This is a genomic window from Paraburkholderia sp. PAMB 6770 (assembly GCF_057748135.1).
In genome coordinates this window covers 2,631,795-2,644,676 of sequence record NZ_CM173239.1, presented here as the reverse complement: position 1 = coordinate 2,644,676, position 12,882 = coordinate 2,631,795, and the positions used below count along the sequence as shown (strand labels likewise).

Below are 12,882 nucleotides of genomic sequence, written 5' to 3'. Positions count from 1 at the left end.
AGGAACACGATGATCACGCATGCGCTGTTTGCGCGTTTCGAGGCGAAGCCCGGCAAGGAAGCGGAGGTCGAGGCATTTTTGCGGGAAGCGCTTGCGCTTGCCAATGCGGAGTCGACTACGCCGATCTGGTTCGCACTGAAGCTGTCGAGCCATATGTTTGGCGTATTCGACGCGTTTGCCGACGAGGCCGCGCGCGAAGCGCACCTGCAGGGACCGATCGCCCAGGCGCTGATGGCGCGGGCCGACGAACTGTTCACGCAGGCGCCGGGCATCGCCAAAATCGAAGTGCTCGGGATGAAGAACCCGTTCGGCTGATGGCGCGGGGCGCGTCGCAGCGGCTCCTCGCGGCGCGCACCAGTGTGGCGACGAACCAACAACCCTGGACGCATACCCGGTATGCGAGCGCGGCGCATCCGCCGTAAAGCCTTGTCCCGCCGTGCCTTGCGTTATTTCAACGCATTGAAAGTCTGAATTCCAGGCTGGATCGATTATTAAAAGTAAAACACCTGGATATATTTCGCCGTGCACGACGCATGCCGCCGGCACGGCGTGTAGCGCACTTCATGCCGTAGCGATCCGTGTTGCGCAGACTTCTTTTGCGCGGCGACGGGTATATTTATTTTTAAATAATTCAGATTCATGAAAAAAACAATTCTGGCTCTTTTATCTCTCGCGGCGATGACGTCGGTCGCGCACGCACAGTCGAGCGTCACGCTGTACGGCGCGGTGGATACCAGCGTGGCGTACTTCACCAATCAGGCCGGCAGCAACGGCCATTCGGGCAACACGGTCGAAATGATGGGCGGCAACCTGTCGCCGAACCTGTGGGGCCTGCGGGGCACGGAGGACCTGGGCGGCGGTCTGGACGCGATCTTCCGCATCGAAAGCGGTTTTAACCTCGACAACGGCCGCCTCGGCCAGGGGCAGCGCATTTTCGGCCGCGTCGCGATGGTCGGCCTGAGCGACAGGCAGACCGGCACCGTCACGCTCGGCCGCCAGTACGATCCGCTGATCGACCTGATCCAGCCGCTCACGAACGACGGCGCGTTCGGCCCGACCTTCGCGACGCCGGGCGACATGGACAACTACGACAACAGCTACCGGACCAACAACTCGGTCAAGTACATGTCGCCGAACTTCGCGGGCCTGCAGGCTTCGGCCATGTACGCGTTTGGCGGCGTGCCGGGCAGCCTCGCGGCCGGTCAGACGTTCGCGGGCGCGGTGTCGTACAACCGGGGTCCGTTCGGGTTCGGCGCCGGCTACTTCCATGCGAACAGCGACCACGCGAGCGCGTCGTCGTTCGACGGCCTGTACCCGGATGCGGCCACGAGCGGCTCGAATGCGATCGGTGTCGATTCGGAAGCGATCACCGGCGCGTTCGTCACGGCCAACTCGATGCAGATCATTCGCGCGGCGGGCGACTACACGTTTGCGAACGTCACGGTGGGTCTCGCCTACAGCAACGTCGCATACAACGACTACGCGACCGCGGCCGGCAGCCAGAACACGACCCGCTTCAACACGGGCCAGGTGTTCGTGAACTACCAGCTGACGCCGGCGCTGCTCCTCGGCGCGGGCTACGACTACACGAAGGGCGGCGGCAACAGCGTGACGGTGGCCTACAACCAGTTCAGCCTCGGCGCGGACTACTTCCTGTCGAAGCATACCGACCTGTACCTGCTGGCCGGCTATCAGAAGGCTTCGGGCAACACCTACGATGCGACGACCGGCGAACGGGTGTCGGCGGTGGCATCGCTCGGCGACTTCGGCAACGACGCCACGACCGACAAGCAGGCGATGGCCATGATCGGGATTCGCCACAAATTCTGATTGAAGCAGAGGTCCGACGCACGCGCGCGTGCGCCGTTCCGCAGCCCGCCCGGGTCGCCCGGGCGGGCTGTTTGCCGTCTGCCGTGCGACGGTGCGCGCGCGGCGGGACCCGCGGCAAGCCGCTACAATCGACGCGAGCCTGTCTAAAACGGAGCGCTCCAATGACGCATGCACAGCCGATCAGCCGTTACCCGGTTCCCGACCCTGGCGCGTGGCCCGACGATATCCGCACCCGCATTCTGGAGGTCCAGCAGAAGGCCGGCTTCGTGCCCAACGTGTTTCTCGCGCTGGCACACCGCCCCGACGAATTCCGGGCGTTCTTCGCGTATCACGATGCGCTGATGCTGAAAGAAGGCCGCCTCACAAAAGGCGAGCGCGAGATGATCGTCGTTGCGACGAGCGCGGCGAACCACTGCCTGTATTGCGTCGTCGCGCATGGCGCGATCCTGCGCATCTACGAGAAGCAACCGCTCGTCGCCGACCAGCTTGCAGTCAATTATCTCAAGGCCGATCTCACGCCGCGCCAGAAGGCGATGCTCGATTTCGCGCTGAAGGTGTGCCGCGAGTCGGATCGCGTCGACACAGAGGACTTTGCGGCGCTGCGCGCGCATGGCTTCGACGACGAGGACATCTGGGACATTGCGGCGATTACCGCGTTCTTCGGCCTGTCGAACCGGATGGCCAATGTGATCTCGATGCGCCCGAACGACGAGTTCTATCTGATGGGGCGTGTGCCGAAAGCGTAAGCGCACTTCGCGCGCCGCGCACTTGACAATGTTTTACAGCTTCGGCGGAGGGCCGGTGCTATCGTCGGCGAGGGTATCGGCGCGCGTGCGCGCAGCGGTGTTCCGCGCGTTTTATGTAGCCTGTGCATGCTTAACGGAGGTTGCGGCGTTTGTCCGCACGGTGCATGCCGATATCGGCGCAGCATTCATGTCGACGTTCAACAGATACGGTGATTGTCATGGGAATTCTGAACACGGTGGGCGAGATCGCGGGTGCGGTCGCCGCGGTCGAAGGGGTCGAGAAGGCCGATCCGGATGCCGGCTTGCTGACCAAGGGCATTGCCGCGGTCGCGGGCTTCAAGGGCGCGGGCGCGCTGGAATCGCTCGTCGAGAAGAAGGAGGACGGCGCGGATGCGCCTGCGCAGGACGCCGATACCGGCAGCGACGGCGACGCGTCGCAAACCTGAGCGTACGGCGGCTTGCCGTACGCAGGCGAAGGCCAGCCGCTCATCCGGCTGGCCTTTCTTCTGGCGCATCGGCCATGACCGGCGAGCATGCGGGTGTCGCCGGCCTGGCGTATCCGGTTGCACGCGCAACGAAAGCGGAGTGAACATGAGCGAGTCGTGGCAGTACCAGCTGCGCATCGACGTGTCCGCGGCGCTCGCGCCCGCGCTGCGCGACGACCCGTCAGGGGTGGCGATTGCCGCGCTGCACGAGGTTCTGTGCGCGCATCGCGCGGTGCTGCGCTGCCAGTTCGACGCGTTCGCCGATTATGTGCGCGAGGCCGAACAGCACGGCGCGCACGACTACCCGCTCTACGCGTGGACGCGGCAGACGCTCGCGGATCCCGACAAGCGGGCGCGTTATCTGCGATCCTTCACGCTCTATGTGGAGGGCCGCGAGGTCTACGACAAGGCGGTCGCCGACGCGCTCGAAGCGCAGCTCGCGCCGCTCGCCGGCCGCGACGGCATCGAGCGCGTGCGCAGGTTCGACACGAACCCCGCGCATAACCCGCAGCCGCCGGCAGAGGCGCGCGGCTAGCGGGCGGTGCGCCGGCGCCGCGCGCCGTGCGGTGCAGTGCGGTGCAGTGCGGTGCAGTGCAGTGCAGTGCAGTGCAGTGCAGTGCAGTGCAGCAGATCGCGCAGCCGCCGGCTGCACGGATGCGCACACGCCGCTATGCTATAGGCCTCATTCAACACAGGACCTTCTCATGAAGCCGACAACAGGATCGATGGTCGCTTTTCGTCGCCCGGATGGGCAGGAAGTTCAGGGGTATCTCGCGCAGCCGTCCGCCCCCGAAGGGGCGCCCGGTATCGTCGTGATTCAGGAGTGGTGGGGCTTGAACGACCAGATTCGCGGGGTGGCAGACCGTCTGGCGCGCTGCGGGTATGTCGCGCTGGTGCCCGATCTCTATCGCGGCAAGTCGACCGTCGAGGAAGAAGAGGCGCATCACCTGATGAGCGGCCTGAACTTCGGCGACGCCGCCACGCAGGATGTGCGTGGCGCGGTGCAGTATCTGAAGCAGCAGGCGGCACACGTCGCGGTGACCGGCTACTGCATGGGCGGCGCGCTGACGCTGCTGTCGCTGTGCCACATTCCGGAACTGTCGGCCGGCGTGGTCTGGTACGGCTGCCCGCCGGTCGAGTACATCGATGCGACGAAGATCAAGGCGCCGGTGCAGGCGCACTGGGCGAGCCAGGACGTGTTCTTCGCACCGGCGGCCGTCGAGGCGGTCGAAGCGAAGCTGCGCGATGCGGGCGTCGCGCTCGACTCGCACCATTACCTCGCGCATCACGCATTCGCCAACGAGACCGCCGTGGGACCGGGCCGCATCGCGGGCACCCAGTACGATCCGGTTTGGGCACAGCAGGCGTGGGATCGCGCGCTCACCTTCCTTGGCCGCAACCTGTGGCCGCAGCGCGGCTGATCTGACGCGCCGCGCGGGCTGGGCGCGCGCCGTGCCGCGCATCGCCCGCGCGCGCCGCGTCACGCGCCGCGCCCGCGCGCGCCCATGACGAAGCGGGAACGACCTTTCGTACGCTGCTGTCTCACCTGTGCGTTCGCCATCCGGCGGGCGTTGGCCTGTCAGCCCGTTGCACGAGGCCATCTGGCTGGTTTGCGCGCATCGCGATGCGCGCAACGCGCACGCCGAGGCGTGCCGGCGCCGCTGCCGGGGCCCGCACGCACACGTGCCGCGACACACGAAAGGAGTCATGGATGCAGCTAGGCATGATCGGATTGGGGCGCATGGGCGCCGACATGGTGCGCCGTCTCGCCGCCGCCGGGCAGACGTGCGTGGTCTACGACGTCCAGCAGGCGGCCGTCGAAAAGGTCGCGACGGACGGCATCGCGGGCGCGACGTCGCTCGCGGATCTCGTGAAGCAGCTTGCGCAGCCGCGCGCCCTCTGGCTGATGGTGCCCGCCGGCGTCGTCGACGACACGCTCGCGCAACTCGTGCCGCTGCTCGCGCCCGGCGATATCGTCATCGACGGCGGCAATTCGTATTACCGCGACGACGTGCGGCGCGCGAAAGCGCTCGCGCAGCAGCAGCTTCACTATGTGGACGTCGGCACGAGCGGCGGCGTGGCGGGGCGCGAGCGCGGCTACTGCCTGATGATTGGCGGCGAGGCGCCGGTGGTGGAGCGGCTCGCGCCGATCTTCGCGGCGCTCGCGCCCGGCGTGCAGGCCGCCACGGCAACGCCGGGCCGCGCGAAGGACGCGGGGACCGCCGACCAGGGCTTTCTGCATTGCGGGGCCCACGGCGCCGGACATTTCGTCAAGATGGTCCACAACGGCATCGAGTACGGAATCATGGCTGCGTACGCGGAAGGGCTGAACATCCTGCACAACGCGGATGCGGGCAACCACACGCGCGATAACGACGCGGAGACCGCGCCGCTGCGCGACCCGGATTTCTACCGCTACGACCTCGACCTGCCCGAGATTGCCGAGGTGTGGCGGCGCGGCAGCGTGATCGGCTCGTGGCTGCTCGATCTGATCGCGGCATCGCTGGCCGGCGACGCGAAGCTGGGGGCGTACACGGGGCGTGTGTCGGATTCCGGCGAGGGGCGCTGGACCGTCGAGGCGGCAATCGACGAGGGCGTGCCCGCCCCCGTGCTGAGCGCCGCGCTGTTCGAGCGTTTCAGTTCGCGCGGCGAGGACGATTTCGCGAATCGCGTGCTGTCGGCGATGCGCCACGATTTCGGCGGCCACGCGGAGAAAACGGGCCGGCCCGGCGCATAGCGGCGTGGGGGCGCGCGCCGGCGAGGCAGCCGGCGCGCGGCGGGATACAATTCGGCTGCGCCAGAATCGTCCCCTTTCGACCCGTTCCATCCATGCAGAATCCAGATCGGGCTGTCCTGCTCGGCCCGTTGCTCAAGGGCGTATCACGTTCGTTCTACCTCACGCTGCGCGTGCTGCCCGCGGGCATGCGCGATCCGGTTGCGCTCGCGTATCTGCTGGCGCGCGCGGCCGATACGATCGCCGATACGTCACTGGTTCCGCCGCCGCGGCGGCTCGCGCTGCTGCTCGCGCTGCGCGCCCAGGTCAACGGGGCGCACGGTACCGCGGCATTCGTGCAGCAGGTCGTGCAGGAGCTGGCCGGCCAGCAGACGCAATCGGACGAGAAGCGTCTGCTCGAATCGCTCGGGGCGGCGCTCGCGCTGCACGCGCAGCTTGCCGCAAGCGACCGGGAGGCGGTGCGCGCAATCGTGACGACGCTCACCGAGGGCATGGAATTCGATCTGTGCACGTTCCCGGACGAGCGCTCCGGCGAACTCGCCGCGCTGCGCGAGCCTGCCGAACTCGACCGCTATACGTACCTCGTGGCCGGCTGCGTCGGCGAGTTCTGGACCGACATGACCTACGCGCATCTGCCCGGACTGCTTGCGGCGCAGCCTGCCGTGATGCGCGCGCGCGGCGTGCGCTTCGGCAAGGCGCTGCAGATGACCAACGTGCTGCGCGACTGCGGCAAGGATCTGCGGATCGGCCGCTGCTATCTGCCGCTCGACGCGCTCGCGCGCCACGGCCTCGGCCCGCGCGACCTGCTCGACCCGGCGAACTCGATGCGCGCGCAACCGCTGCTGTTCGAACTGGTGCGCGTGGCGCTCGAGCATTTTTGCGCGGCGCTTGACTACACGCTGGCGATACCGCGCCGCGCAGTGCGGCTGCGGCTCGCGTGCCTCTGGCCCATCCTGATCGGCCTCGAAACCTTGCTGCTGCTCGTGCATAACGACGCATGGCTCGATCCGGCGCGGGTGGCGAAGATTGCGCGCGGCCGCGTCTACCGGATCATGGCGGCGTCGCTGCCGGCCGTGGTGTCCGACGCGGCGCTGCGCCGCTGGGCCGAAGCGCTGGTCGCGCGGATTCATGCGCGCATCGACGTGCCCGTGCCCGGCGGCGCGGCGCCCCGGCATGGCTAGCGCGACGCACGCCGCGCGATGGCATGATAGGGGCCTCGCGTCCTCATTCGTCCTACCTTTGCGAACATGTCCAATCTGATTGTCCACGGCGGTCTCCCGCTGCGCGGCGAGATTACGCCGTCTGCCAACAAGAACGCGGTGCTGCCGATCCTGTGCGCGACGCTGCTGACCGATCAGCCGCTGCGCCTGATCGGCGTGCCGGAGATTACCGACGTGCGGAAGATTCTCGACATCTTCCGCACGCTCGGCAGCGACGTGTCGATGAATTTCTCGACCGGGGTGCTCGATCTGCATCATCGTGCCACCGCGTTCGATCCGGCCACGCACAAGCTGCCGGAGGAGATGCGCTCGTCGATCATGCTGGTGCCGCCGCTGCTGGCGCGCTTCGGCGTCGCGCGGCTGGAGAACGACGTGAAGGGCTGCACGCTCGGCGTGCGCGAGATCGATCCGCACGTCGAGGTGTTCGAGCGCTTCGGCGCGCGCGTGGCACGCACCGACGACTCGCTGATCGTGCGCAGCGTGACCAGAATGGCCGCGAACGATCACTGGCTCGATTACGCGTCGGTGACGACGACCGAAAACTTCGTGCTGTGCGCCGCCGCGGCAGAGGGTACCTCGACGCTCGTGAACGCCGCGTCGGAGCCGCACGTGCAGGAGTTCTGCCGCTTCCTCGCGATGCTGGGCGTGCGCATCGACGGCCTCGGCACGTCGCGGCTCGCGGTGAGCGGCGGCGGCCCGCTGGGCGGCGGAGAATTCCGCTTCAGCGAGGACTTTCACGAGATAGCCACGTTTCTCGCGCTCGGTGCGATTACCGGCGGCGATATCGCGGTACGCAATTCCGCACCCGAGCAGTTTCCGCTAATCGACCGGACCTTCGCGAAGTTCGGCGTGCAGCTCGACCATCGCGACGGCTGGTCGCGCGCGCTGCGCGACGGTCCACTGCGCGTGCGCCGGCCGTTCACGCAGAACATCCTGACGAAGGTCGAAGCGGCGCCGTGGCCCTATCTGCCGGTGGATCTGCTGCCGATCTTCGTCGCGCTCGGCGTGAAGGCCGAAGGCAGCGCGATGTTCTGGAACAAGGTCTATGACGGCGCGATGGGCTGGACCGGCGAGCTGTCGAAGTTCGGCGCGCACGTGTTCCTGTCCGATCCGCACCGGCTGATCACGTTCGGCGGGCTCGCGCTGAGCCCGGCGCGTGTCGAGAGCCCGTACATCATCCGCGTGGCGATTGCGCTGCTGATGGTCGCGGCGAGCATCGAAGGACGCTCGGAGATCATGAACGCGCAGCCGATCCGGCGCGCGCATCCGCGCTTCGTCGAGAATCTGCGCTCGGTGGGCGCGAACGTCGAGTGGACCAGCAGCGAGTGAGCGCGGTGCGCGCCGCCGCGCGCTACGCGTCCTGCGGGCCCGGCTCCAGCGCGACCGACAGCGCGAGGCGTCCGGTCGGCACGCCCATCGTGTTGCGCATCGGCGGCGTGCGATAGGCGTCGAGCTGCGCGCGCTGCGCCGCCGTGCCGATGCCGAGTTGCGCGAGCAGGTCCGCAACGATCGCATACAGGATCGCGGTGTTGCCGTCCTCGACCTTCACCGCGAGTCCGAGCGCGCCGCGCGCGCCGAGCCGCGCGGTGTGCGCATCGGGCCGCACGCCGATCGCGTAGCTCGCTTCGGCGCCGACCTTGCCCACCAGCGCGCCGTCGAACGCGCGCATCAGCGCCGTGCAGAAGCGCCCTTCGCCCGCGACCATCTCCGGGTAGCCGGTCATGGCCCGGTAGATGCGCGCGAGCGCCGCGCGGCGCGCGGAGGCCGGCGTGGCGTCCGCCGCCGCATCCGCGAGCTTCGCGTACAGGCGCGCGAGACGGTCGAGCGCGAACGCGGGGGTCGGCAGATTGCAGCCGTCGATCGCCCACTGCACCGTGTCGTCAGGCAGGTCGCAGACGTCGGCAACGGCATGGCGCACACGCTGCTGCAGCGGATGGTCTGGCAGATGGTAGTCCGCGCGCGGCGCGCCGAGGGCCTGCGTCCCCGCCAGCATCCCGGCATGCTTGCCCGAGCAGTTGCTGCAGACCGCACCGGGCGTGAAGTCGCGTTTGATCCACGCGCGCAGCACCGCGTCGGAGAGCGGCGGATGGCCGCCGCAGCGCAGGTCGCTCTCGCGCGACTGCGACTTCGCGAGCATGTGCCGCGCGCGTTCGAGGTGGCGTTCCTCGCTGTTGTGCGACCCGCACATCAGCGCGAGGTCGGCGTCGTCGAAGCCGTAGCGTTCGAGCGCGCCGGTCTCGATCACCGCGAGGGCCTGCGCGGGCTTGGCCGCGGAGCGGGCCAGCGTGAGCCGCGCGGGGTCGCCGAAGGCATACAGCAGACGGCCGCCGGCATCGACCACGGCGACATGGGCAACATGACGGTTCTCGATCGCATCGCCGCGATAGGTCGTGGCCGCGATCGGCCCCGGAACGCGCGCAGTCATCGGCTTTCTCCTGCAGGGTGACGGAATGCAGGCGATTTTACGCGGACGCCTCCCGGTGCGGGCGCGCGCGTCGCGGCGAGGGCCGGTCAACTGCTTTCAGGCAGGCATTATTTGCCGGTTCAGAAATGAATCGAAAGGCGCGCATGAAAATCGCCTGACATACTATTCTTTTAGTATTTCAAGAATCCGTTCGATCTCGCTGAACTGCGTACGCGACAATTGATGATTTTGAGTGAGCGCATGCAGGCGCTTGCGCCAATATGCACGCGGCAGGCCGGATTGATCGAGCGCGCTCGCCGACAGATTTTGAGCGACCTGCCGAATATGCAGGATTTCGGCATTGACGAGCCGCGCCGAATGGGCGCCGGACATTTTCGGCTCCCTGTCGTCGCAGATGATGCCCCGTTCGGTAATAGTTCCCATGTTTTGTCTGCCGACGGGCAGCGTTGCAGGTGCACTCAAACCCCGGAAATGCAACGCCGCCCGAATCTGGCCTCTCAGATGTAATTTTTGATCACAGGACGCACGGTAATATTCGCTGCGTCCAGGTGCCGGGTGATTAATTTAATAATCGTTCGGCTATACGGAACTTAGTTCGGTATATGAATTTATGTTAATTTTCGGCCTGGCAGGTGTCAATATGAGACGTAGGGCGCTAGCGGGGTAGCGTCCAGTATGAGGGACTAAAAGAAAATGACAGATGCAGCGCAAACTGTAGAAGACCGATACGCGCTACGCAGCGTCAATCGTGCACTCGACGCACTCGAGGCACTGGGGAAAGCAGGCAGCGAAGGACTGACGGTGGCGGGCGTAGCCGAAAAGATCGGAGTATCGAAGAGCACCGCATTCGCGCTGCTGCAGACCCTGCTGCAGCGCAATTTCGTGGCCGATGTCCGGCTGGGCGGATCGCGCCGGTATCGGCTCGGGCTGTCGCTCGTGTCGCTCGGCGATCGCGCGGCCGAGGACGTCGGCATCCTGCAGCTCGCGCAGCCGGTGTTGCGCGAGCTGACCGCGCAGACCGGACTCACGTCGCGGCTCGCGGTGCTCGATCACGGTTACGCGGTGGCCATCAGCCGCGTCGACGCGCCGGGTATCCTGCGCATTGCGTCCGCGCTCGGCCAGCGCGAGTTGCCGCATTGCTCTGCGCTCGGCAAGTCGCTGCTGGCGCTGCTGCCGCCGGCGATCGTCGTCAAGCTGCTTGCGCAGACCGGCATGCCGCGACGCACCGAATTCACGCTGACGACTCCCCCGGAACTGATGGCCGATCTCGCGCGCGTCGCGGAGCGCGGCTATGCGTTCGACGACGAGGAGGACAACATCGGCGTCGTGTGCATCGGTGCGGCGATCACCGACCGCGACGGCGAGGGGGTTGCCGCGATCAGCGTCACCACGCTGAAAAGCGGCCTGAGCGATGACGAGCTGCACGCGCTGGGCCGCACGATCCGCGGATACGCGGACCGCGTGAGCCGCCTGCTGGGCGCCCGGCTCGACCCCGAGGCCGTTTCACCGTAGCATTCGCGCTGCCCTGCGCCGCGCCGCGACACGGCGGCGCAGCGGGGCAGCGCGTGTCCGACGCACACCGCGCATCGCTTCAGGGAAACGCATGCTGACAAGATGGTCCGATCTGTTCGATCTGCACGGCGTTGGCGACTATCTGCCGACGCTGCTCAAGGGCGCCGCGACGAGCATCGAGCTGACGGTGTGCATCCTCGCGATCAGCCTGCCGCTCGGTCTCGCGATCGCGCTGGCGAAGATGAGCCCGCGGCGAGCGCCGCGCGCGCTCGCATCGGCCTATATCGAGGTGATTCGCGGTACGCCCGCGCTGCTGCAGCTGTTCTACATCTACTTCGTGCTGCCTGCGTTCGGCATCCGCTTCAGCCCGTTTCTGTCCGGCGTGATCGGCCTGTCGATCAACTATGCCGCGTATCTCGCGGAGGTCTATCGGGCGGGTGTCGGAGCGGTGCCGCGCGGTCAGGTCGAGGCAGCGAAGGCGCTCGGCATGTCGCGCGGCCAGGCGATGCGGCTCGTCGTGCTGCCGCAGGCCATCCGCGTCGTGATTCCGCCGCTCGGCAACCATGCGATCGCCCTCTTCAAGGACACGTCGCTGGTGTCGATCGTGACCGTGAAGGAACTGATTTTCAGCGGGCAGATCATCGCCGCGACCAACTTCCAGTATCTGACCGTATTCACGATCATCGGCGTGATCTATCTGGCGTTTTCGTATCCGAGCGCGCTGCTGGTACGCTGGCTCGAACGCCGGATGAACGTCGAGCGCAGAGGCGCCGTGCTCGCCGCCGCCCCGCGAGGCGCAGCCGCACCGTGAACGTCCTCCACCTGTCCTGTCGCAACGGGAGCATTCGATGAGAGTCACCCTGCTGAAAACGGCGGCCTGGATGCTCGGCCTGCTGTGCGCGGCCCACGCGTTCGCCGCGGACACGGGCATCGGCGCAATCGGCGGCATCAGCGGCGTGAGCTTCGACGGCGGCGACGGCTCCTACCGGCGAGCCGTCGAAAGCGGCGTCACGTTCGTGATTGCAAACGATCCGCCGTCCACCTACTTCGACCCGAAGACGCATGCGTTCGACGGCGCGGACGTGCGCATCTTCGAAGACATCGCGCGGCGCCTCGGCATCACGAAGGTCAAATGGGACATCGTGCCGTTCGACGCGATGATTCCGTCGCTGCTTGCGGGGCGCGCGGACGTGATCGTCGACAACCTGCACGAGACCGGGCCGCGCCTGCGCGTCGTCGCGTTCACGAGTCCGGCATACTGGTACGGCTCGGGTATCGCGGTGCAGGTGGGCAACCCGCTGAAGATTCATCGCTGGGAGGATTTCGCGGGGCGCCGGGTCGGCACGCTGCGCGGCAGCATCAACCAGCAGCTGCTGGGCGAGCGCACCGACCTGAAGGAGCTGAAGCTGTATACGAGCAGCGAGGCCGAGTTTGCGGATCTGATTGCCGGGCGCATCGATGTCGCGATGGAGGACGACGTCAAGATCGGCGAGTTTCTGCAGCAGCATCCGGATGCGCGCATCGAACTCGTGAAGGACTATCAGCCGCGGCCGCGCGAATACGGCTATGCGCGTTACGCGTTGCGCAAACGCGATGTCGATCTGAACGATGCGATCTCGCGCGCGCTCGACGAGATGCGCGCGGACGGCTCGCTGCGCACGATCCTCGCGCACTTCGGCTACACGGATCGCAATCTCTGGTACTACCCGGTCAGTCACTGATGGCGACAGGCGCGCGCCGAGCCCGTACAATCGCGTCTTCGTATCCGCGTGCGCCGATCCTTGCGACGGCGCACGCCGCGCAACAGCGCGTTTTCCGTGACCTGAACTTCGACCTGTCCGTGGCTGCTTCCCGTTCCTCTCGCACATCGACTTCCCGCAAATCCCTCACGATCATCCAGACCCTCGTGCTAGTCGGCACGGGCGGACTG

Annotated in this window: 14 protein-coding genes; 12 read left to right on the top strand and 2 right to left on the bottom strand. The window is 66.9% G+C overall.

Annotation, left to right across the window (positions count from 1 at the left end; all coding sequences use genetic code 11):
• Positions 1-9 precede the first annotated feature (9 nt).
• From AC3AP7_RS29345 to AC3AP7_RS29305, 9 genes are all read left to right on the top strand, one after another.
• Positions 10-315 (top strand): putative quinol monooxygenase, encoded by a 306-nt coding sequence (locus AC3AP7_RS29345; protein ID WP_487363799.1) that lies wholly within the window; start codon positions 10-12, stop codon positions 313-315.
• 324 nt (positions 316-639) lie between these two features.
• Positions 640-1,830 (top strand): porin, encoded by a 1,191-nt coding sequence (locus AC3AP7_RS29340; RefSeq protein ID WP_487363798.1) that lies wholly within the window; start codon positions 640-642, stop codon positions 1,828-1,830.
• 161 nt (positions 1,831-1,991) lie between these two features.
• Positions 1,992-2,576: a peroxidase-related enzyme gene (locus tag AC3AP7_RS29335; protein ID WP_487363797.1), complete on the top strand. Its 585-nt coding sequence runs from the start codon at positions 1,992-1,994 to the stop codon at positions 2,574-2,576.
• Between the two features lie 218 nt (positions 2,577-2,794).
• Positions 2,795-3,022, top strand: a complete 228-nt coding sequence (locus AC3AP7_RS29330; RefSeq protein WP_487363796.1) for a hypothetical protein — start codon at positions 2,795-2,797, stop codon at positions 3,020-3,022.
• A 145-nt stretch (positions 3,023-3,167) separates the two neighbouring features.
• Complete coding sequence (locus tag AC3AP7_RS29325; RefSeq protein ID WP_487363795.1) at positions 3,168-3,596, top strand: hypothetical protein; 429 nt, start codon at positions 3,168-3,170, stop codon at positions 3,594-3,596.
• 169 nt (positions 3,597-3,765) lie between these two features.
• A complete protein-coding gene (locus AC3AP7_RS29320; RefSeq protein ID WP_487363794.1) occupies positions 3,766-4,482 on the top strand; it encodes a dienelactone hydrolase family protein in 717 nt (238 codons plus the stop codon).
• 290 nt (positions 4,483-4,772) lie between these two features.
• Positions 4,773-5,798, top strand: a complete 1,026-nt coding sequence (gene gnd, locus AC3AP7_RS29315; protein WP_487363793.1) for a phosphogluconate dehydrogenase (NAD(+)-dependent, decarboxylating) — start codon at positions 4,773-4,775, stop codon at positions 5,796-5,798.
• Positions 5,799-5,890: 92 nt separating this feature from the next.
• The gene (locus tag AC3AP7_RS29310; RefSeq protein ID WP_487363792.1) at positions 5,891-6,976 is read left to right on the top strand and encodes a squalene/phytoene synthase family protein; all 1,086 of its coding nucleotides are present in this window, start codon (positions 5,891-5,893) and stop codon (positions 6,974-6,976) included.
• Between the two features lie 66 nt (positions 6,977-7,042).
• Entirely contained in the window at positions 7,043-8,344 is a 1,302-nt protein-coding gene (locus tag AC3AP7_RS29305; RefSeq protein WP_487363791.1) for a UDP-N-acetylglucosamine 1-carboxyvinyltransferase, read from the top strand.
• 22 nt (positions 8,345-8,366) lie between these two features.
• Here AC3AP7_RS29305 and AC3AP7_RS29300 read toward each other — a convergent pair whose 3' ends face one another.
• Both AC3AP7_RS29300 and AC3AP7_RS29295 read right to left on the bottom strand, forming a co-directional pair.
• Complete coding sequence (locus tag AC3AP7_RS29300) at positions 8,367-9,440, bottom strand: asparaginase (protein WP_487363790.1); 1,074 nt, start codon at positions 9,438-9,440, stop codon at positions 8,367-8,369.
• A 162-nt stretch (positions 9,441-9,602) separates the two neighbouring features.
• Complete coding sequence (locus AC3AP7_RS29295) at positions 9,603-9,863, bottom strand: hypothetical protein (RefSeq protein ID WP_487363789.1); 261 nt, start codon at positions 9,861-9,863, stop codon at positions 9,603-9,605.
• A 270-nt stretch (positions 9,864-10,133) separates the two neighbouring features.
• Here AC3AP7_RS29295 and AC3AP7_RS29290 point away from each other — a divergent pair, with 270 nt between their 5' ends.
• From AC3AP7_RS29290 to AC3AP7_RS29280, 3 genes are all read left to right on the top strand, one after another.
• The gene (locus AC3AP7_RS29290) at positions 10,134-10,952 is read left to right on the top strand and encodes an IclR family transcriptional regulator (RefSeq protein WP_487363788.1); all 819 of its coding nucleotides are present in this window, start codon (positions 10,134-10,136) and stop codon (positions 10,950-10,952) included.
• A gap of 91 nt (positions 10,953-11,043) precedes the next feature.
• Entirely contained in the window at positions 11,044-11,763 is a 720-nt protein-coding gene (ehuD, locus tag AC3AP7_RS29285) for an ectoine/hydroxyectoine ABC transporter permease subunit EhuD (protein ID WP_487363787.1), read from the top strand.
• Between the two features lie 37 nt (positions 11,764-11,800).
• The gene (locus tag AC3AP7_RS29280) at positions 11,801-12,673 is read left to right on the top strand and encodes a substrate-binding periplasmic protein (RefSeq protein ID WP_487363786.1); all 873 of its coding nucleotides are present in this window, start codon (positions 11,801-11,803) and stop codon (positions 12,671-12,673) included.
• Positions 12,674-12,882: the final 209 nt, after the last annotated feature.

Excerpts from the sequence above, each read along its gene's own strand:
- AC3AP7_RS29345 (WP_487363799.1), top strand. The coding sequence starts at position 10 with ATGATCACGCATGCGCTGTTTGCGCGTTTCGAGGCGAAGCCCGGCAAG.
- AC3AP7_RS29340 (WP_487363798.1), top strand. The coding sequence starts at position 640 with ATGAAAAAAACAATTCTGGCTCTTTTATCTCTCGCGGCGATGACGTCG.
- AC3AP7_RS29335 (WP_487363797.1), top strand. The coding sequence starts at position 1,992 with ATGACGCATGCACAGCCGATCAGCCGTTACCCGGTTCCCGACCCTGGC.
- AC3AP7_RS29330 (WP_487363796.1), top strand. The coding sequence starts at position 2,795 with ATGGGAATTCTGAACACGGTGGGCGAGATCGCGGGTGCGGTCGCCGCG.
- AC3AP7_RS29325 (WP_487363795.1), top strand. The coding sequence starts at position 3,168 with ATGAGCGAGTCGTGGCAGTACCAGCTGCGCATCGACGTGTCCGCGGCG.
- AC3AP7_RS29320 (WP_487363794.1), top strand. The coding sequence starts at position 3,766 with ATGAAGCCGACAACAGGATCGATGGTCGCTTTTCGTCGCCCGGATGGG.
- gnd (WP_487363793.1), top strand. The coding sequence starts at position 4,773 with ATGCAGCTAGGCATGATCGGATTGGGGCGCATGGGCGCCGACATGGTG.
- AC3AP7_RS29310 (WP_487363792.1), top strand. The coding sequence starts at position 5,891 with ATGCAGAATCCAGATCGGGCTGTCCTGCTCGGCCCGTTGCTCAAGGGC.
- AC3AP7_RS29305 (WP_487363791.1), top strand. The coding sequence starts at position 7,043 with ATGTCCAATCTGATTGTCCACGGCGGTCTCCCGCTGCGCGGCGAGATT.
- AC3AP7_RS29300 (WP_487363790.1), bottom strand. The coding sequence starts at position 9,440 with ATGACTGCGCGCGTTCCGGGGCCGATCGCGGCCACGACCTATCGCGGC.
- AC3AP7_RS29295 (WP_487363789.1), bottom strand. The coding sequence starts at position 9,863 with ATGGGAACTATTACCGAACGGGGCATCATCTGCGACGACAGGGAGCCG.
- AC3AP7_RS29290 (WP_487363788.1), top strand. The coding sequence starts at position 10,134 with ATGACAGATGCAGCGCAAACTGTAGAAGACCGATACGCGCTACGCAGC.
- ehuD (WP_487363787.1), top strand. The coding sequence starts at position 11,044 with ATGCTGACAAGATGGTCCGATCTGTTCGATCTGCACGGCGTTGGCGAC.
- AC3AP7_RS29280 (WP_487363786.1), top strand. The coding sequence starts at position 11,801 with ATGAGAGTCACCCTGCTGAAAACGGCGGCCTGGATGCTCGGCCTGCTG.